Source organism: Aquimarina sp. AU119, assembly GCF_900312735.1.
In the GTDB taxonomy this organism is placed as follows: Bacteria; Bacteroidota; Bacteroidia; order Flavobacteriales; family Flavobacteriaceae; genus Aquimarina; species Aquimarina algiphila.
In genome coordinates, this window is record NZ_OMPF01000001.1 from 739,191 (window position 1) to 756,498 (window position 17,308).

Here is a 17,308-nt window from a genome sequence, read left to right on the forward strand (position 1 = left end):
TTCAACTTTACACATCCATCAATTTTACAAAAATACATGCTTTTGCATTTCAATTAAAAAGCATTAATTGCGTTTTTAATTAATATCTGTAACTTTGTATATTATGAAAAATCAAAATTCAACTTTGAAAATTGATGGAATTGATAAAGAAATCCTACGTAATCTTATGGAAGACGCACGAAGGCCTATTCTTGAAATCGCAAGAAAAGTTGGTATTTCTGGAGCAGCTATTCATCAAAGACTGCGCAAATTAGAAGCCTCAGGGCTTATCGCAGGGTCAAAGTTTGTTATAGACCCCAAAGTACTTGGATACAAAACCATGGCTTTCGTTGGAGTATACCTGGACAAAGCCGTAAGCAATCCTAAAGCTGTAAAACAACTGCAAGAAATTCCTGAAGTAATTGAATGCCATTATACCACAGGAAATTGGTCTATTTTTATTAAAATCTTATGCAAAGATAATGAGCACTTAATGATTGTTTTAAACAAAGATATCCAGGCAATAGAAGGAGTATCCAGAACAGAAACTTTCATATCACTGGATCAGCAAATTGATCGGCAGATTAAAATATAATCAGACCTTACCTGTCAGAAAACAGATAAGATCTGATCCATAAATTACTTAATCTCTTCTACCTAAAAAAATGGAAATAAAATAGAGTAATGTGGCTAACGAACCTAAAGCAGCAACCAAATATGTTCTAGCTGCCCATTTTAAGGCATCTTTAGAAGCAGCATGCTCTTCTCTAGTTACCATATTTGTCTTTTCTAACCAAGCCAGCGCTCTATTACTTGCATCATACTCTACAGGTAATGTTATAAATGTAAATAAAGTAGTCACTCCAAAGAGCAAAATACCGACTAAGAAAATAGTATTTCCAAATACCATCCCTGAAGCAGATAAAACTAATCCTGCCATAATGACCAAGTTAGAGAGCTTACTAGAAATCCCTACTGCTGGTACTATTTTAGATCGCATGGTTAACCAACTATAGGCAGTAGCATGCTGTACAGCATGCCCACATTCATGAGCAGCAACAGCGGCAGCAGCGGCATTACGTTGATTGTATACTCCTTCACTTAAATTCACTGTTTTATTCAACGGATTATAATGATCCGTTAACATTCCTGGTGTCGAAATTACTTTCACATCTCGTATCCCATTATCGTGTAACATCTTTGTCGCAATTTCTGCTCCGCTCATTCCATTTTGCAAATGAACATTAGAATATTTCTTGAATTTACTTTTAAGTTTATTGCTTACATATGAACTCACAAGAAATATAATCCCTGCAATGATATAATATCCCATCATAATTCAATACTTTTTATACTTATTAATACGGGTACATAAAATACAAAAACCTCGCCAAAATAGCGAGGTCTTTGTTTAAATAAACTTGAGTTAGCCAATAAATCGAGTCTACTTTAAATATCCATTCACATCCTCTAGAGGAAGGTTAAAAGCTTCTGATATCGCAGGATACACTACGTCACCGTTAATAACATTTAGTCCTTTTTTAAGTGGTTCATTCTCTGCACAAGCCTTTTTCCAACCCTTATTTGCCAATTGTATTGCATATGGCAAAGTGACATTAGTTAATGCCAAAGTTGAAGTATATGGCACAGCTCCTGGCATATTTGCCACAGAATAATGCACTACATCGTCAATAATATACACAGGATCCTGGTGAGTTGTAGGTTTTGTTGTTTCAAAACAACCTCCTTGATCAACCGCCACATCAACTAATACAGTTCCCGGACGCATCTCCTTCAGCATATCTCGGGTAATTAATTTAGGTGCCTTAGCTCCTGGTATTAATACTCCTCCAATAATTAAATCTGAAGTTTTTATATGTTTACGAATATTATGTTCGTTAGAAAATTCTGTATTCACATTAGCAGACATTACATCATCAAGATAACGTAATCTCTTTATACTAATATCCAAAATTGTTACATCTGCACCCATTCCCGCTGCCATTTTTGCTGCCTGTGTCCCAACAACTCCGCCTCCAAGTACCAACACCTTTGCTGGTGCCACCCCTGGAACTCCTCCTAAAAGAATCCCTATACCTTTTAACGGTTTTTCAAGATATTTTGCTCCTTGCTGAATAGACATACGACCAGCTACTTCACTCATCGGAGTTAATAACGGCAAACTACGATCAGGATCTTCAACAGTTTCATAAGAAACACAAACCGATCCACTATCAATCATAGCTTTAGTAAGAGGTTCACTAGATGCAAAGTGAAAATATGTAAATACTAATTGATCTTTTTTAATCAATATATATTCCTGCTCAATAGGTTCCTTTACTTTAATAATCATCTCAGCAGTTTGATACACCTCTTCAATGGTAGCCAATATTTTACCTCCAGCTTTGGTATATTCTTCGTCCTCAAAACCACTTTGAAGACCAGCATTTTGCTGAATGAAAACGGTATGACCATGTTTAACAAGCTCCATAGTCCCGGCAGGTGTAAGACCTACTCTGTTCTCGTTATTTTTGATTTCCTTAGGAACACCAATTATCATATTCTTATTTTTTGGTCGAAAATAGCTGTTTTTATGAAATAAAACAATAAAAGATACCCTAAAAATATTTTATCAATAATTTTACTAGGTTATCACTTTATTTGTTAAAAAACAAGAAAAATTGAAAATTTCTATTAGTTTTTATATCGATACTTAAAATAAAGTAATAGAAATCCTGATATCGCGGTTATGAAATTCGCTAAAATGATGGGTACACTATTGATTAAAAAACCATAAATAAGCCAACAAAGCACTCCAGTGACAAAAATATACAACATTGACAATGATAAACTATCGGTAGATTTTGTTTTCCAAGTTTTGTAAACCTGTGGTAAAAAAGCAGTTGTGGTTAATATTGCTGCCACTAATCCTAAGATTTCTATTGGATTTATCATAATCTAAAAAAAAGAGTACACTTCGACAGGCTCAGTGTACGATTCTACAAATTCTCATAACAATACTCACCCTTCAAGAGCCTTAGAATTCGACAATAAAGGTAGATTAAAACTCTTGTCAATTATTATTAAAGTTACTTATCCAACCACATTAACAATCTTACCAGGAACAACAATTACCTTTTTAGGTGTTCGTCCATCTAGTTGTTGTTTCGTTTTTTCATGTCCCATCACCTCGGCCTCGATCTCATCTTTACTTAAATCTAAAGACAATTCTAATGTAAAACGTGTCTTACCATTAAATGAAATTGGATATTGCTTTGTACTTTCTACTAAGTGCTTTTCTTCGAATATTGGAAACGCTGCAGTAGCAATAGATTCACTATGCCCTAGTTTTTGCCATAACTCCTCGGCAATATGTGGTGCATAAGGAGAAACCAGTATTGTCAATGGTTCTAATATCACTCTCGAATTACATTTCTGAGCAGTTAATTCATTCACTGCAATCATAAAGGTACTTACCGAAGTATTAAAACTAAAATTCTCAATATCTTCTTCGACTTTTTTAATGGTTTTATGTAAGGTCTTAAGACTGTCTTTGGTAGGTGCTTCATCAGTTACATCAAAAACATCTCCATTATGATATAATTTCCACAATTTTTTTAAAAAAGAATGCACTCCAGTAATCCCTGCAGTATTCCAGGGCTTAGCCTGTTCTAGCGGTCCTAAAAACATCTCGTATAATCGTAAACTATCCGCACCATATTGCTCGCAAATACCGTCTGGATTGACTACATTATACCATCGTTTAGACATTTTTTCAACTTCACGGCCAACAATAAATTTACCATCTTCCAGAATAAATTCTGCATCTTTAAATTGAGGTTGCCAGCTCATTAATTCTTCTGGAATCAGTTCATCTGAAGCATTAATCATATTAACATCAACCCGAAGTTCTTCGGTTTCATACTCATCTTTTATTCCCTTAGAGACATATGTATTCGAACCACTAATCCTATATACTATAGCACTAGTCCCTAAAATCATCCCCTGATTGATCAGTTTTTTGGCAAATTCATCAACTGGCACAACACCTCTATCAAACAAGAATTTTTGCCAGAAACGAGCATATAACAAATGACCCGTTGCATGTTCGCTTCCGCCAATATATAAATCTACCTCTTTCCAGTAGTTAATTGCTTCCTTAGAAAATACCTCATCTACATTATGAGGATCCATATATCTATTAAAATAGTATGAACTTCCTGCCCAACCCGGCATTGTATTTAATTCTAAAGGAAATACATTAGTATCATCGATTAAATCGTTAGACACAACTTTATTATTCTTAGCGTCCCAAGCCCAAACTGTAGCGCGACCTAATGGAGGTTCACCAGTTTCGGTAGGTAAATATTTTTCTACTTCGGGTAATGCGATCGGCAAATGCGCTGCATCAATCATTTGTGGCATGCCATCTACATAATATACCGGGAATGGCTCTCCCCAATACCGTTGACGACTAAATACTGCATCACGTAGTCGGTAATTAATTTTTCCTTCTCCTTGACCAATCTTTTCTAACTCATAAATAGCAGTTTTTGTTGCTTTCTTATAGCTTAAACCATTTAAGAAATCAGAATTAGCAATGATGGTATTTTCTTTATCGACAAAAGCTTCTTCAGAAATATCAACTCCTTCAAAAATATTAGGGATATCGATTTCAAAATATTTCGCAAAATCATAATCACGCTGATCCCCACATGGCACAGCCATTACAGCTCCTGTACCATACCCCGCCAATACATAGTCTCCTATCCAAATCGGCACAGGCTCTTTGGTAAAAGGATGTTCGGCATATGCACCGGTAAACACTCCACTAATGGTTTTTACATCAGCCATACGTTCACGTTCGCTACGTTTTGCCGTGGCTTCTACATAAGCTTGTACTTCTTCTTTCTGCTCAGAAGTAGTTATCTTTTGAACCAATTCATGCTCTGGAGCCAAAGTCATAAAACTAACTCCAAAAATAGTATCTGGCCGTGTTGTAAATACTTCGATAGTAGCCTCATGATCCTTTACATTAAAAGTTACACTTGCACCTTGAGATCGTCCTATCCAATTCGTCTGAGAATCCTTTAGCGGTTGTGGCCAATCAATCGTATCTAATCCATCTAACAATCGTTGTGCATACGCAGAGATTCGCATACTCCATTGCGTCATTTTTTTACGAACCACAGGATACCCACCACGTTCTGAAACTCCGTTTACAATTTCATCATTTGCCAAAACAGTTCCTAATTGCGGACACCAATTTACTTCGGTTTCTGCTAAATAGGTCAACCTATATTTTAACAATACCTCTTGTTTTTCTCTTGATGAAAAACCATTCCAACCTTCTGCTGTAAATGGTTCTACATCTTCATCACAAACTGCATTTACGTTTGCATTCCCTTCTTTAGTAAAAATAGCTTCGAGATCAGTAATTACTCTCGCTTTATCCGCATCCTTATCATACCAGGAATTGAAAAGTTCTATAAAGATCCACTGGGTCCATTTATAAAACTTTGGGTCACTGGTTTTAACTTCTCTACTCCAATCAAAAGAAAACCCAATTTTATCTAATTGCTCACGATAACGTGCTATATTTTCTCTGGTTGTAATCGCCGGATGCTGACCCGTTTGAATGGCATATTGTTCTGCTGGCAACCCAAAAGAATCATATCCTTGCGGATGCAATACATTAAATCCTTTATGACGCTTATATCTCGCATAGATATCACTTGCTATATATCCTAGTGGATGACCAACATGCAATCCTGCTCCTGATGGGTAAGGAAACATGTCCAAAACATAATATTTGGGCTTTTCGCTGTTATTTTCTGCGTTAAACGTTCCTTTCTCTGCCCAATATTTCTGCCAATTGGCTTCAATAGTATTAAAATCGTAGCTCATTCCTCTAAAATTAAGACCGCAAATTTACAATTTTATGTGAGTTTACTACTCTTTTTTGTTTTAGTTTTTAGCACTTCTCGCCTTTACCTCCATAGGCTGTAAACATCTGTAGGTAAATCCATTTATAGGTGTGGATATATCTAATTTTATCCCTTCTTTTACTATAAAACCATTAAAATTATCTAATTCTGATGGTCTACCTTCTATAATATCTCGTTGTGTAGAGGCTGTAGAATCATAAGGTTGCTTGCTAATAAAAACCATTATTCGGTCTACAAGGTCTTTTGGTAAGTTTACGTTTTTGCCGGTACCAATTTTATAAATTTCGGTTGCCGTTTGCTCTAAAAGCTCTTTGACATCTGGGTTTTCATACATTTCTCCAATTGTAGCCCTAGTTAACGCTCCCAGTCCGCTAACCGTAGCAATAAACATAAATTTGCTCCATATATCTACTTCAATATCTTCTGATATTGTATTCTTAAAACCAGCTTTATCAAGTATTTCTTTTATGTTTTGAAGACGATCTGTTTTGCTTTTATCTAATTCTCCAAAAACAACTTCTGGAGAATGACCAAAATGAGAAATAACACCTGGAGCTTCTATTTTACTGTAAATCCTGCACAATCCTCCCAGAACATATTTTTTATCCAATACAGCACATACTTTTTCTGCATTATCAGCTCCATTTTGTAATGGTATCACCACCGTATTCTCTTTTAGAATAGGCATTATCAATTTTGCTGCTTCGGCTACTTGCCAGGACTTGGTACAAATCAATACCAAATCTGCTTTTTCCAAAGTATCAATATTATCGGTTACCAGGAACGGATGAGTTACAAAATTACCATCGATACTCTTTACTTGTAAACCATTTTTGCGAATAGCATCAAGATGCTTCCCTCTGGCTATTAATGTTACTTTTTGACCTGAATTGGCTATTTTACCTCCAAAATATCCACCAACACCGCCAACTCCTATAACTACTATATGCATATTTAAAATCAATTATATAAATAAGATTGTATTCAAGTATACGTTATTCTTATATAAACCAAAGTTAATTAAAATACAAAACAGAATAAAGACTCCCATTCTACAACAGGATTAATTCGATTAATTTATTTTAAAATGTGCCTCATTTTATAATAAAAAATTATAGATCCCGTGCTGGAACAGGATTAATTCGATTAAGGTATTCTAAAAATGTACTGCATTTTAGAATACGAAGTCTCATTAACTTTATTATTTTTACCAGAAAATTAGATTATCTATGAGTTCATCTTTTGAAAAATACCAAAAACGACGACTAATTTCTTCTTATTTTTCTGTAGTTATTAGTATATCGTTAGTATTATTTTTATTGGGCTTATTAGGACTATTGGTTTTAAATACAAAAAAAGTTGCTGATCACTTTAAAGAGAAAATCGCACTTACAATTTACCTAAAGGATACTGCCAAAGATGTTGAGATAAAACAACTTGAAAAGACTCTAGCATTAGCAGAATATACCAAATCCACCACGTTTATTTCTAAAGACGAAGCTGCAGAAGAGCATAGCAAGGATATTGGAGAAAATTTTATGGATTTTCTTGGATATAATCCACTTCAGAATTCAATTGACGTATATCTAAAAGCTGATTTTGTGGATCAGGCCAAAATTGAGGAAATCAACGCATCTATTGTCAAGAAAGATTTTGTAGATGAAGTAATTTATGACAAACCCTTGATTTCGCTACTTAATGACAACATAAAACGAATCAGTTTCTGGGTATTACTCATTAGCGGTATTTTTACATTTATTGCGGTTCTACTTATTAATAGTTCTATTCGTCTGTCGGTATACTCCAAAAGATTCATCATTAAAACTATGCAAATGGTTGGAGCAACAAAAAAATTCATTCGCAAACCCTTTGTCTGGAAAAGTGTTCGGTTAGGCATGATAGGAGCTTTTGTTGCCTTAGTTGGAGTTAGTGTTGTTCTATATTATCTTAACAAAACCTTTCCCGAATTAGCACTACTGGATGATGAAATTCTACTTGTTATTTTGTTTGCTGGTGTTTTTGGAATTGGAATACTTATCACATGGATCAGTACTTTCTTTGCTACACAACGATTTTTAAACCTAAGAACTGACGAATTATATTATTAATACCAGATACTAATGAGCCCAATAGAATGGAATGTTGATCCTGAAATTGTAACGTTGTTTGGTGTTTTTCCTTTACGTTATTATGGTCTTTTATTCGTCACTGGTTTATTACTAGGCTATGGTCTTGTGAAAAGAATATATAAATCTGAGGGTGTCCCTACAGAAAATCTTGAAAAACTATCTACCTTTCTTTTTATTGGTGTATTAGTAGGAGCAAGGCTCGGGCACTGTCTATTTTATGACTTTGCCTATTTCTCTCAGCATCCACTAGAAATCTTTCTTCCATTTAAAATTACAGATGACAACTGGCATTTTACTGGTTTTACTGGATTAGCCAGTCATGGAGGTACTATTGGTGCAATTCTAGCAATTCTATTGTATTGTTATAAGAGTAAAACATCTTTACTCTGGGTTATGGATAGAGTAGCTATTGGCGCTCCTATTACTGCAGCATTTATACGGTTTGGAAATTTTATGAATTCTGAAATCTACGGAAAGCCAACAGAAAGTAACTATGGTGTTATATTTATGAGAGACGATATGATCCCAAGACATCCTACCCAATTGTATGAAGCCTTTTCTTATCTTATTATTTTTGGGATATTGTGGTACTGCTACAAAAAAACTGATCTAATACAACATAAAGGATTTATTCTAGGTCTATTAATGGCCACCTTATTTTCGGCAAGATTGCTACTAGAAGTTTTTAAAGAAAATCAAGTTGCATTCGAGGATGAAATGATGTTAAATATGGGGCAATTATTAAGTATTCCATTTATAGGGATAGGAATCGCTCTAATAGTGATGAGCAGAATGAAAAACAAACCTCCAATATTCTAAACAATGAAAAAAATTGCTAAAATATGGTTTTCGATTGTTTTGATAATATTTATTGGATTTATGGCAGTAGTGATTCAAACATTCCGCCCTGTACGTGATGTTCAACCTGATGATGTTATGAAGATTGAAGGAATTGTGGACGATCTCAAAGAGGGCGCAGGTTTTGATATCGTTATTACTCTTAAAAATGATCATCATCACTATTATATTAACAGAGGATTACAATACAATATTGATTTAGATCAATTGCGTTCTAATATTCTAAATAAAAAAGTTACTTTGTTTGGTATTAAAAGATGGACTATATTTACCCGAGATAGCAACATGGGACATATTTCTAAGTTAATGATTAATAACGAAGTGATATTTAACGAAATTAATAACGATACACATGAAAAAACAAGCTACTAAAAACACTCCTTTTACACCTGATTATGTTTTTGGAAAGAAGAACTATGTCGTGATGGCTATTGGAATCGCTGTTATCGCTCTGGGTTTTATTCTCATGGCAGGAGGAGGAAGTGATGACCCAAATGTTTTTAATCCCGAAATCTACAACTTCAGAAGAATACGATTGGCTCCAACCATTGTTTTAATTGGTTTTGGAATTGAAGTATATGCTATTCTACTAAATCCTGATAGGCAGAAAAAATAGTAATACGAATAAGACATCCAAATTCAGTCTGTAATTATATATTTGCATCAAATTTAAGAAAACCGAAAATCCTATATGGAAACTATTGATGCAATCATTCTGGGCATAGTACAAGGACTCACAGAATTCTTACCAGTTTCTTCTAGTGGCCACCTCGAATTAGGGAAAGCTATTCTAGGTGATAAAAGTGTACCTGAAGAATCATTACTATTTACTGTTGTATTACATTTTGCTACAGCACTTAGTACGATTGTGGTTTTTAGAAAAGATATATTTAGAATCATAAAGGGATTATTTGCTTTTAAAAAAAATGAAGAAACTCTATTCTCTATAAAGATCATTATCTCTATGATTCCAGCAGTAATTGTTGGTTTATTTTTTGAAGAACAGCTAGAAAAGCTTTTTGGTAGTAATATTATGTTTGTAGGTTTTATGTTGATCATTACAGCAGCATTACTATGGTTTGCTGATAAGGCCAAAAGCACCAGAAAACCAGTAAGTAGTTCAAACGCCCTTGTGATTGGTATCGCACAAGCAATTGCAATGTTACCTGGGATTTCAAGAAGTGGAGCTACAATCTCTACTTCGGTTTTATTAGGGAATGATAAAACTAAAGCCGCACGCTTTTCTTTTTTAATGGTTATTCCTTTGATTCTGGGAAAAATAGCAAAAGACTTACTTAGTGGAGATCTTACATTCTCATCAGAAAACAGTATCCCATTAGCTATGGGCTTTATTGCAGCATTTATTTCTGGGCTCTTTGCCTGTACATGGATGATTTCGTTGGTAAAAAAGAGTAAGTTAACTTATTTTGCCGTATATTGTATTCTTGTTGGCTTATTAGCCATCATCTTTGGTTTTATTAAATAGCCCCATCTATAATGTTAACCGAACAAGACTATAAGGACGGTCAAATTCTTTTGATCGATAAGCCATTGCAATGGACATCTTTCCAAGTTGTGAATAAACTTCGTTGGCTTATTCGAAAGCAATTCAATATTAAAAAATTAAAAGTAGGACATGCAGGAACATTAGATCCTCTTGCATCAGGGTTACTTATTATCTGTACAGGAAAATTTACAAAACGTATTCAGGAATTTCAAGGGCAGGCTAAAGAATACACAGGTACAATAATGCTTGGAGCTACAACTCCATCATATGACCTGGAAACCGAAATTGATCAGACATTCTCTACCGATCACATTTCTAACGAATCAATACAAAAAGTGACTACTCAATTTACCGGAGAAATCGAGCAGTATCCACCCATTTTTTCGGCTTTAAAAAAGGATGGTAAACGATTATATGAATATGCTCGAGAGGGTGAAGCTGTAGAGGTTAGTTCTAGAAAAATAACCATTGATACATTTGAAATTACCAGGATTGAATTACCTGAAGTCGATTTTAGAGTAGTTTGTAGTAAAGGAACGTACATCAGATCACTAGCACATGATTTTGGAAAAGCTTTAGATAGCGGGGCTCATTTAACGGTTTTGAGAAGAACTAAAATAGGATCATTTTCTGTCGAAGATGCTACTACAGTTCAATCTTTTGAAAATCAGTTACAAGTAAAAATTGAAACTACATAAAATATTGTAGAATAAAAGCAGTTATAGATACCTATGGAATTTATAGAAAAACATAAAGCTCTGATTATCACATCAATGTTAATGGGAATTGTTGTTCTTAGTCTTTATAATATCAATATGATTAATAAGCAAAAAGAACAGTCTGAAATTTTAATGGAAATTCCCGAGGAATTCCTTGCAGAGGAAGAAGAGCAACAACCAGAAGAGGAGCTCATCGCTCAAGAAGACAGGCAACTTGATAATGCCAGAAGAACACATGATGCATTTAATGAAGATTTTGAGGATCACGATGAAATCGAAGAGAGAATTAAATCCTTAACTGAAGCTGAGCAAGCCTCTGAAAGCGAAGAAACTCAAACAAATGAAGGTGAAGTCCCTATTGAGGAAGAAGAGAAGAAAGATAGTGATGACACCAAAAAAGAGGAAGCAAAATCAGAAGATGAAGAAACTAATAATAGAAACAGTTCCCTTACCTATAGTTTAAAAGGTAGAAAATCTGTTGATTTACCAAATCCTGTATACACTTGTAATGGAAGTGGTAAAGTCGTTGTGAAAATAGAGGTAAATAAAAACGGATATGTAATCGATACCAAGGTCGACAAAAGAAAATCAACCACTCGAAACGAGTGTCTCTTTGACAATGCAATGGATTATGCTCGTCAGGCTTTATTTTCTCGATCAGATATAGAAAAGCAAGAAGGCTCTATTACGTATTATTTTAACTATGGTGGTTAAATACTATTATAACAGGTCTATCAAATCTTCTACGATATTTGTTCCTTTATCCTTATTATACCAAACTTGTAAATCTTCTTTGAATTGCGGGTCTAAAGCACCATGCTCTGCCTTATAATCATTTACCATTTGCGTAGCAACAGAAGGTCTTGGACCCCAAGTATTCAATACTTCTTTACTTTTATTATCGTACACTAATAATTTTGGTATTGACTTTCCTCCATTTGTTAAAAAATTATTCATTAGCTCATCATGGTCATCTCTTGAAATAATTTTTAAGTCTATTCCATTATTTAGTTCTGCTAATTTATTCACTACCGGAAGAGATTGCGCTGCATCTCCACACCAACCCTCAGTTAATACAACCCAGGTTAAATCTAAATCAGCATTAGAAAATTTGGCTGCAACTGATTCATCAATTTTTATAGTCTTATCTAATCGCTTCATTCTGCGCTCATTAAGCATACTATAATTTGTCAACGCTTCTGTTTGATCATGACCTGTAGATTTACCTTCTGCCAACAAGTCACTTACCAAATTCTTATATTCTTCATAGGTATATGAATTAGCAATTCCTTGTTCAATTAATTCGGGTATTGTCATAGTAGTAGGTTCCATAATGTTTAATCTCAAAAATAGTTAGATTGTAAATTTATTTATTACGATTATCTTCTAATATGACGAAAATCATTTCAAAAACTTACAAATAAAGTAAATACCCTGAAAACAGTGATCATCTTTTTACTGTTAATAGTGTACTAGCAATATTATTTGTTTTTAATCTTTGTAAACACCTATGTTTTAATTTTTAAATAATAACTTTACAAGAAAGGGGCTTAAAAAATGAATGTACATTTATCCCCATACATTCCTTTTTAGCATTCTTCTACAAGCATCTGACAGAAAACATCAAACGTATGAAGAAATTAATTACCTTAATTATAGTACTTATCGCATATATATCAGGGAGAGCTCAAGAACACAAAATTTATACATCACTACAAGAAGCTCTTCTAAACAAAGATCAAGTTTATAAATTAAATTTAAGCCATACCAACCTCACTGAAATACCAAAATCTATTGTACAATTAGAACAATTACAATATCTTAACCTAGAGGGAAACAAAATAAATGAATTGTCTGATGCAATTGGAAATTTAAAAAATCTAAAAACACTTAATTTAAGAAAAAACAAACTTGTCAACTTACCAGATTCATTCTGTAATCTACAACATCTGGAAGTATTACAATTATCTGAAAATCAAATTAACAAATTACCAGAATCCATTGGAAATTTAAAAAATTTAGGTTGGGTATTTATACAAGAGAATCATATAGAAACATTACCTGAGTCTTTTGGAAATCTTACACAATTAAAAAAGCTAGATGTAACACAAAATGAGCTTACCCACTTACCAGAAACTTTTGGAAATCTCACCAGCTTACAAGAGTTTTATATTGAAGGTAATCAACTTTCTGATTTACCAGAAACCTTTGGCAACCTAAAAAGTCTGGAAGCAATAAATATCTCTAATAATCAACTTTCTGATTTACCAGAAACTTTTGGAAATCTAAAAAACCTGGAGTGGCTAATCTGTAAAGACAATAAACTGGACCATATCCCAGAAACGATTGCAAATTTATTCAAACTAAAGCTTTTGTATTTAAATTCGAATAAAATTGGAGAACTCCCAAAAGCTTTAGAAAACCTTACTAAACTAAAAGATTTGAACATCTCTGGTAATAAATTGTCTACAGCTCAAAAGGAAAGAAGCAAGCAATTATTGCCCAATTGTAATATCAATTTTGAAAACAGTTATTATTCTCTACAAAAAGCATTGCAACACAAAAAAAGCGTAGACATTTTATATCTTTCTGAAAACAAACTGACTGAGCTTCCAGAATCTATTGGGGAACTCAAAAACCTGCAACAACTTTATCTAACAGATAACCAACTCGAAAATTTACCAAAGTCTATTGAAAAATTAAAAAAACTAGAAACCCTTTCTTTATCCTCTAATCGAATTATAACCTTACCCAAATTTGTAGGTAAACTTAAAAACTTACAGGAACTAAACCTTAATGATAATCAGCTTACTTCATTACCAGAAGCCATAGAAGGTTTAAAAAACTTAAAAACACTATATCTATCTGGCAACAATTTATCTGAAGCTGAAAAAGAAAGAAGCAAGCAACTACTTCCAAATTGTTCGATTGAATTTTAAAAATAAGCAGTACTTTAGATATTCAATAAAAAAACCTATATAACATATGCAAAAACATAGATGTGGCTGGTGTCTTGGAGATCCTCTATACGAAGCTTATCATGACAATGAGTGGGGAGTACCTCTTCATGATGAACGCCTTTTATTTGAGTTTTTGGTGCTGGAAACTTTTCAAGCCGGGTTAAGTTGGATCACTATTTTAAGAAAGCGAGATAATTTTAGAGTGGCTTTTGATAATTTTGATTATACTATTATTGCTAATTATGGGGATACAAAAAAGGAAGAACTTCTACAAAATGCAGGGATTATTCGCAATAAATTAAAAGTAAATTCGGCAATAACCAATGCTCAGAATTTTATGAAAATCCAGCAAGAATTTGGAAGTTTCAGCACATATATTTGGAGTTTTGTAAATGATAACCCCATTAAAAATAATTGGCCACACTATAAAGACTGTCCTGCTACGACAGAGATTTCTGATCGAATAAGTAAAGATTTAAAAAAACGAGGATTTAAATTTGTAGGCTCTACGGTTATGTATGCTTTTATGCAGGCAACAGGGATGGTAAATGATCATGAAATCGGTTGTTTTAGATATAACGAAGTATAATCTCCTAGCTATTGATAATTGAAACAGATGAGTGTAGTTGATTGGATTGGGTCTATTGGTTTTTTTTAATATTGTTGGCATATTTTCTAAATATTAGCAATAAATTATCAACTAATGACTTAATGTATACGCCATTGAATTTGGTTGGTACTGGACTTGCTTGTACTGTATCAATATTACTAAAATATATCCCTTTTATTCTATTAGAAGGAGCTTGGGCATTAGTTTCATCAGGAGTATTAATTAAAAAACACTTCAAAAATCAATAACATCAACGTATGGCAGGAGAAACCAATTTATCCACTTTAATCAAAAAAATGTCTCCAGAGCTGCATCCTGGCGACTATGTTTTTTGTACTACAAATGAAGTTAATCAAATTCCTAGAAAGGATATTATTGGAGAGTTTAAAGAACCTGAGGGGATCACTATAATTCTAGAACGTAAAATAGCTGATCATTTTAATTTGTCTTATGAGTACGTTGCTTCATGGATAACTCTAAAAATTCATTCTTCTCTAGATGCCGTAGGACTCACTGCAGTTTTTTCTAGTGAACTTGCAAAACACAATATTAGTTGTAATGTAATTGCAGGGTATTACCATGATCATATCTTTGTTAGCAAGAAAGATGAAAATCAAGCAATTCATGCCTTAAAAACATTATCCGAAACCTATAAAGGATAATCTCAAAAAGAATTATAGCTTTACTCCAAATGCTAAATCTCCTGCATCTCCAAGACCTGGAACAATATAGCTTTTATGATTTAATTTTTCATCCACTGCAGCAATCCATAACTGCGTACTCTCTGGAAATACATCTTTTATATATGCTATTCCTTCTTCTGAACCAATCACAGACACAATATGTATTTGCTTAGGAATTCCATGATTTTTTATAGCAGCAAAAGTGTTCTCAAGTGTCTTACCTGTTGCCAACATTGGGTCTGCCAAAATCAAAGTTTTATCTTGTATTGAAGGAGATGCTAAATACTTTACAACGATTTCAAAATGATCATCTCCGTCTTGATGATCCCGATATGCAGAAATAAATGCATTTTCTGCCTTATCAAAATAATTAAGTACTCCTTGATGCAATGGTAATCCTGCTCTAAGTATAGAGCATAATACCAATTCATTATTAGGAATCGAAATATCTTTATTTCCTAAAGGCGTTTCAACTGTAGTATTTTCATAATCTAAATTCTTACTAAGTTCATAACTTAGAATTTCACCAATACGTTCTATATTCCTCCTAAAACGCATCGTATCTTTCTGTATATTAACGTCTCTGAGCTCTAGAACAAACTGATTTAAAACTGATTTTTTTAACCCTAAATCATGAACAGTCATTATTTTATCTTTTAAAATTATTTTAAATACTCTATAAACTCATCTCTAGAAATTTCTACAGCACCCAAACTAGCCAGATGATCGGTATACACCTGACAGTCTACTAGTCGTACCTCTTTTTGCTTAAGCCACTCTACCAAGGTAATAAATCCATATTTAGAAGCATTACTTACTTTAGAAAACATACTCTCTCCACAAAATACTTTTTTATCTTCTAAAAAAACCCCATACAAGCCTCCTACCAAAGTCGAATCTTCCCAAACCTCAACAGAAATAGCATATCCCAACTCATGAAGTTTTTTATATGCATTTTTCATATCGCTTGTAATCCAGGTATCTTCTTGTTCTGGTCTTTTGATCATAGCACAGGATTCTATAACACTTTCAAAATCTTTATTAAATGTTACTTCAAATCTATTTTTCCTGATAAGTTGACGCATACTTTTACTCACCTTAAGTTTTAATGGAAATAACACCATTCTAGGATCAGGACTAAACCAAAGAATTGGTTGATCATCACTATACCAGGGAAAAATACCATGATTGTATGCCTCTAATAGTCTATCTGTAGAAAGATCTCCGCCTAAGGCTAATAACCCATCACTGTCTGCATAAGTTACTGGTGGAAATTCTATTGCATCTGTTAGAACGTACAAAATATATTTATCATATGTTTATACAACGTTAAATATCAATCAGTTGTTTGAATTGATTAAAAAAATCGCAATATTTGTTAGGACCTTTTAAGATAAATTTTGTTCATCATTGCTTTTTTGAGTTTTATTAAAAGGTTAACCTAAAACCACAATAACGAAAAGTCCGATATCATAAATATCGGACTTTTTTCTTTTATTACCTTATTCTTGTATTTAGAGATTCATTTAGAACGGTAAATCATCATGTTCTTCACTAGAAAAATCTGTTGCTGGTTCAAAAGTATCTGCTGGTGGAACTGGAGGAGCAGAAGCGTTTTGAGCTGCAGGTTGCAAGTTTTCGATTCTCCATCCCTGGATAGAATTAAAATATTTAGTCTCTCCTTGAGGATTCACCCATTCACGACCTCTTAAATTAATACTTATTTTTACATCCTGACCTACCTGAAACGTGTTTAATAAGTCACATTTATCCTGAACAAACTCTACCATAATGTGTTGTGGGTATTGCTCTTCAGTTGTAACTACAATTTCTCTCTTTCTAAAACCGTTGCTCCCAAAGGTTTGTGTCTCACCGATCATCTTTACTTTACCTTGTACTTCCATCTTACTGTTAT

Annotated in this window: 21 protein-coding genes; 12 read left to right on the plus strand and 9 right to left on the minus strand. The window is 33.5% G+C overall.

Annotated features, from left to right (window positions below):
• Nucleotides 1–103 precede the first annotated feature (103 nt).
• Nucleotides 104–574 (plus strand): Lrp/AsnC ligand binding domain-containing protein, encoded by a 471-nt coding sequence (locus tag DK442_RS03190; protein ID WP_109434381.1) that lies wholly within the window; start codon nucleotides 104–106, stop codon nucleotides 572–574.
• 48 nt (nucleotides 575–622) lie between these two features.
• Here DK442_RS03190 and DK442_RS03195 read toward each other — a convergent pair whose 3' ends face one another.
• From DK442_RS03195 to DK442_RS03215, 5 genes are all read right to left on the minus strand, one after another.
• Nucleotides 623–1,315, minus strand: coding sequence for a zinc metallopeptidase (locus DK442_RS03195; RefSeq protein WP_109434382.1), 693 nt, complete (start codon nucleotides 1,313–1,315; stop codon nucleotides 623–625).
• 108 nt (nucleotides 1,316–1,423) lie between these two features.
• Nucleotides 1,424–2,539, minus strand: a complete 1,116-nt coding sequence (gene ald, locus DK442_RS03200; protein ID WP_109434383.1) for an alanine dehydrogenase — start codon at nucleotides 2,537–2,539, stop codon at nucleotides 1,424–1,426.
• A 134-nt stretch (nucleotides 2,540–2,673) separates the two neighbouring features.
• A complete protein-coding gene (locus tag DK442_RS03205; protein ID WP_200825074.1) occupies nucleotides 2,674–2,934 on the minus strand; it encodes a SemiSWEET transporter in 261 nt (86 codons plus the stop codon).
• A gap of 138 nt (nucleotides 2,935–3,072) precedes the next feature.
• Nucleotides 3,073–5,886, minus strand: coding sequence for a leucine--tRNA ligase (gene leuS, locus DK442_RS03210; RefSeq protein WP_109434384.1), 2,814 nt, complete (start codon nucleotides 5,884–5,886; stop codon nucleotides 3,073–3,075).
• A 60-nt stretch (nucleotides 5,887–5,946) separates the two neighbouring features.
• Nucleotides 5,947–6,879 (minus strand): ketopantoate reductase family protein, encoded by a 933-nt coding sequence (locus DK442_RS03215; protein WP_109434385.1) that lies wholly within the window; start codon nucleotides 6,877–6,879, stop codon nucleotides 5,947–5,949.
• A 277-nt stretch (nucleotides 6,880–7,156) separates the two neighbouring features.
• On the opposite strand from DK442_RS03215, the gene DK442_RS03220 reads away from it, so the two are divergent.
• The 7 genes from DK442_RS03220 to DK442_RS03250 all read left to right on the plus strand — a co-directional run bounded on the left by DK442_RS03220 (nucleotide 7,157) and on the right by DK442_RS03250 (nucleotide 11,854).
• A complete protein-coding gene (locus DK442_RS03220) occupies nucleotides 7,157–8,035 on the plus strand; it encodes an ABC transporter permease (RefSeq protein WP_109434386.1) in 879 nt (292 codons plus the stop codon).
• A gap of 12 nt (nucleotides 8,036–8,047) precedes the next feature.
• Nucleotides 8,048–8,875 carry a prolipoprotein diacylglyceryl transferase gene (gene lgt, locus DK442_RS03225; RefSeq protein WP_109434387.1) on the plus strand — a complete coding sequence of 276 codons (828 nt, stop codon included), beginning with the start codon at nucleotides 8,048–8,050 and terminating at the stop codon, nucleotides 8,873–8,875.
• Between the two features lie 3 nt (nucleotides 8,876–8,878).
• On the plus strand, nucleotides 8,879–9,286 hold the full coding sequence (locus tag DK442_RS03230) for a hypothetical protein (RefSeq protein WP_109434388.1): 408 nt from the start codon (nucleotides 8,879–8,881) through the stop codon (nucleotides 9,284–9,286).
• A complete protein-coding gene (locus tag DK442_RS03235; RefSeq protein WP_109434389.1) occupies nucleotides 9,267–9,530 on the plus strand; it encodes a DUF3098 domain-containing protein in 264 nt (87 codons plus the stop codon). Before DK442_RS03230 ends, DK442_RS03235 begins: the two co-directional genes overlap by 20 nt.
• Before the next feature lie 75 nt (nucleotides 9,531–9,605).
• Nucleotides 9,606–10,400, plus strand: coding sequence for an undecaprenyl-diphosphate phosphatase (locus DK442_RS03240; RefSeq protein WP_109434390.1), 795 nt, complete (start codon nucleotides 9,606–9,608; stop codon nucleotides 10,398–10,400).
• Between the two features lie 11 nt (nucleotides 10,401–10,411).
• The gene (gene truB, locus DK442_RS03245; RefSeq protein WP_109434391.1) at nucleotides 10,412–11,119 is read left to right on the plus strand and encodes a tRNA pseudouridine(55) synthase TruB; all 708 of its coding nucleotides are present in this window, start codon (nucleotides 10,412–10,414) and stop codon (nucleotides 11,117–11,119) included.
• 33 nt (nucleotides 11,120–11,152) lie between these two features.
• Nucleotides 11,153–11,854: a hypothetical protein gene (locus DK442_RS03250; protein WP_109434392.1), complete on the plus strand. Its 702-nt coding sequence runs from the start codon at nucleotides 11,153–11,155 to the stop codon at nucleotides 11,852–11,854.
• A 6-nt stretch (nucleotides 11,855–11,860) separates the two neighbouring features.
• Here DK442_RS03250 and DK442_RS03255 read toward each other — a convergent pair whose 3' ends face one another.
• Nucleotides 11,861–12,472: a thioredoxin family protein gene (locus tag DK442_RS03255; protein ID WP_200825075.1), complete on the minus strand. Its 612-nt coding sequence runs from the start codon at nucleotides 12,470–12,472 to the stop codon at nucleotides 11,861–11,863.
• A 299-nt stretch (nucleotides 12,473–12,771) separates the two neighbouring features.
• On the opposite strand from DK442_RS03255, the gene DK442_RS03260 reads away from it, so the two are divergent.
• From DK442_RS03260 to DK442_RS03275, 4 genes are all read left to right on the plus strand, one after another.
• Nucleotides 12,772–14,079 (plus strand): leucine-rich repeat domain-containing protein, encoded by a 1,308-nt coding sequence (locus DK442_RS03260; protein ID WP_109434393.1) that lies wholly within the window; start codon nucleotides 12,772–12,774, stop codon nucleotides 14,077–14,079.
• A 46-nt stretch (nucleotides 14,080–14,125) separates the two neighbouring features.
• Nucleotides 14,126–14,689, plus strand: coding sequence for a DNA-3-methyladenine glycosylase I (locus DK442_RS03265; RefSeq protein ID WP_109434394.1), 564 nt, complete (start codon nucleotides 14,126–14,128; stop codon nucleotides 14,687–14,689).
• A gap of 122 nt (nucleotides 14,690–14,811) precedes the next feature.
• Nucleotides 14,812–14,958, plus strand: coding sequence for a hypothetical protein (locus DK442_RS28585; RefSeq protein WP_235010894.1), 147 nt, complete (start codon nucleotides 14,812–14,814; stop codon nucleotides 14,956–14,958).
• A gap of 9 nt (nucleotides 14,959–14,967) precedes the next feature.
• Nucleotides 14,968–15,372 (plus strand): ACT domain-containing protein, encoded by a 405-nt coding sequence (locus DK442_RS03275; RefSeq protein WP_109434395.1) that lies wholly within the window; start codon nucleotides 14,968–14,970, stop codon nucleotides 15,370–15,372.
• Between the two features lie 12 nt (nucleotides 15,373–15,384).
• Here the strand turns inward: DK442_RS03275 and upp are convergent, their stop codons facing one another.
• From upp to DK442_RS03290, 3 genes are all read right to left on the minus strand, one after another.
• The gene (upp, locus tag DK442_RS03280) at nucleotides 15,385–16,038 is read right to left on the minus strand and encodes a uracil phosphoribosyltransferase (RefSeq protein WP_109434396.1); all 654 of its coding nucleotides are present in this window, start codon (nucleotides 16,036–16,038) and stop codon (nucleotides 15,385–15,387) included.
• A 17-nt stretch (nucleotides 16,039–16,055) separates the two neighbouring features.
• A complete protein-coding gene (gene aat / locus DK442_RS03285) occupies nucleotides 16,056–16,694 on the minus strand; it encodes a leucyl/phenylalanyl-tRNA--protein transferase (protein WP_109434397.1) in 639 nt (212 codons plus the stop codon).
• 225 nt (nucleotides 16,695–16,919) lie between these two features.
• The gene (locus DK442_RS03290) at nucleotides 16,920–17,297 is read right to left on the minus strand and encodes a DUF3127 domain-containing protein (RefSeq protein ID WP_109434398.1); all 378 of its coding nucleotides are present in this window, start codon (nucleotides 17,295–17,297) and stop codon (nucleotides 16,920–16,922) included.
• Nucleotides 17,298–17,308 lie beyond the last annotated feature (11 nt).

What these genes read in the sequence shown, in the direction of transcription:
- DK442_RS03220 (WP_109434386.1), top strand. Translation starts at nt 7,157, where the DNA reads ATGAGTTCATCTTTTGAAAAATACCAAAAACGACGACTAATTTCTTCT.
- upp (WP_109434396.1), bottom strand. Translation starts at nt 16,038, where the DNA reads ATGACTGTTCATGATTTAGGGTTAAAAAAATCAGTTTTAAATCAGTTT.
- DK442_RS28585 (WP_235010894.1), top strand. Translation starts at nt 14,812, where the DNA reads ATGTATACGCCATTGAATTTGGTTGGTACTGGACTTGCTTGTACTGTA.
- DK442_RS03265 (WP_109434394.1), top strand. Translation starts at nt 14,126, where the DNA reads ATGCAAAAACATAGATGTGGCTGGTGTCTTGGAGATCCTCTATACGAA.
- leuS (WP_109434384.1), bottom strand. Translation starts at nt 5,886, where the DNA reads ATGAGCTACGATTTTAATACTATTGAAGCCAATTGGCAGAAATATTGG.
- DK442_RS03240 (WP_109434390.1), top strand. Translation starts at nt 9,606, where the DNA reads ATGGAAACTATTGATGCAATCATTCTGGGCATAGTACAAGGACTCACA.
- DK442_RS03215 (WP_109434385.1), bottom strand. Translation starts at nt 6,879, where the DNA reads ATGCATATAGTAGTTATAGGAGTTGGCGGTGTTGGTGGATATTTTGGA.
- DK442_RS03250 (WP_109434392.1), top strand. Translation starts at nt 11,153, where the DNA reads ATGGAATTTATAGAAAAACATAAAGCTCTGATTATCACATCAATGTTA.
- DK442_RS03235 (WP_109434389.1), top strand. Translation starts at nt 9,267, where the DNA reads ATGAAAAAACAAGCTACTAAAAACACTCCTTTTACACCTGATTATGTT.
- DK442_RS03190 (WP_109434381.1), top strand. Translation starts at nt 104, where the DNA reads ATGAAAAATCAAAATTCAACTTTGAAAATTGATGGAATTGATAAAGAA.
- DK442_RS03260 (WP_109434393.1), top strand. Translation starts at nt 12,772, where the DNA reads ATGAAGAAATTAATTACCTTAATTATAGTACTTATCGCATATATATCA.
- DK442_RS03275 (WP_109434395.1), top strand. Translation starts at nt 14,968, where the DNA reads ATGGCAGGAGAAACCAATTTATCCACTTTAATCAAAAAAATGTCTCCA.
- truB (WP_109434391.1), top strand. Translation starts at nt 10,412, where the DNA reads ATGTTAACCGAACAAGACTATAAGGACGGTCAAATTCTTTTGATCGAT.
- DK442_RS03255 (WP_200825075.1), bottom strand. Translation starts at nt 12,472, where the DNA reads ATGGAACCTACTACTATGACAATACCCGAATTAATTGAACAAGGAATT.
- DK442_RS03230 (WP_109434388.1), top strand. Translation starts at nt 8,879, where the DNA reads ATGAAAAAAATTGCTAAAATATGGTTTTCGATTGTTTTGATAATATTT.
- ald (WP_109434383.1), bottom strand. Translation starts at nt 2,539, where the DNA reads ATGATAATTGGTGTTCCTAAGGAAATCAAAAATAACGAGAACAGAGTA.
- DK442_RS03205 (WP_200825074.1), bottom strand. Translation starts at nt 2,934, where the DNA reads ATGATAAATCCAATAGAAATCTTAGGATTAGTGGCAGCAATATTAACC.
- lgt (WP_109434387.1), top strand. Translation starts at nt 8,048, where the DNA reads ATGAGCCCAATAGAATGGAATGTTGATCCTGAAATTGTAACGTTGTTT.
- DK442_RS03290 (WP_109434398.1), bottom strand. Translation starts at nt 17,297, where the DNA reads ATGGAAGTACAAGGTAAAGTAAAGATGATCGGTGAGACACAAACCTTT.
- DK442_RS03195 (WP_109434382.1), bottom strand. Translation starts at nt 1,315, where the DNA reads ATGATGGGATATTATATCATTGCAGGGATTATATTTCTTGTGAGTTCA.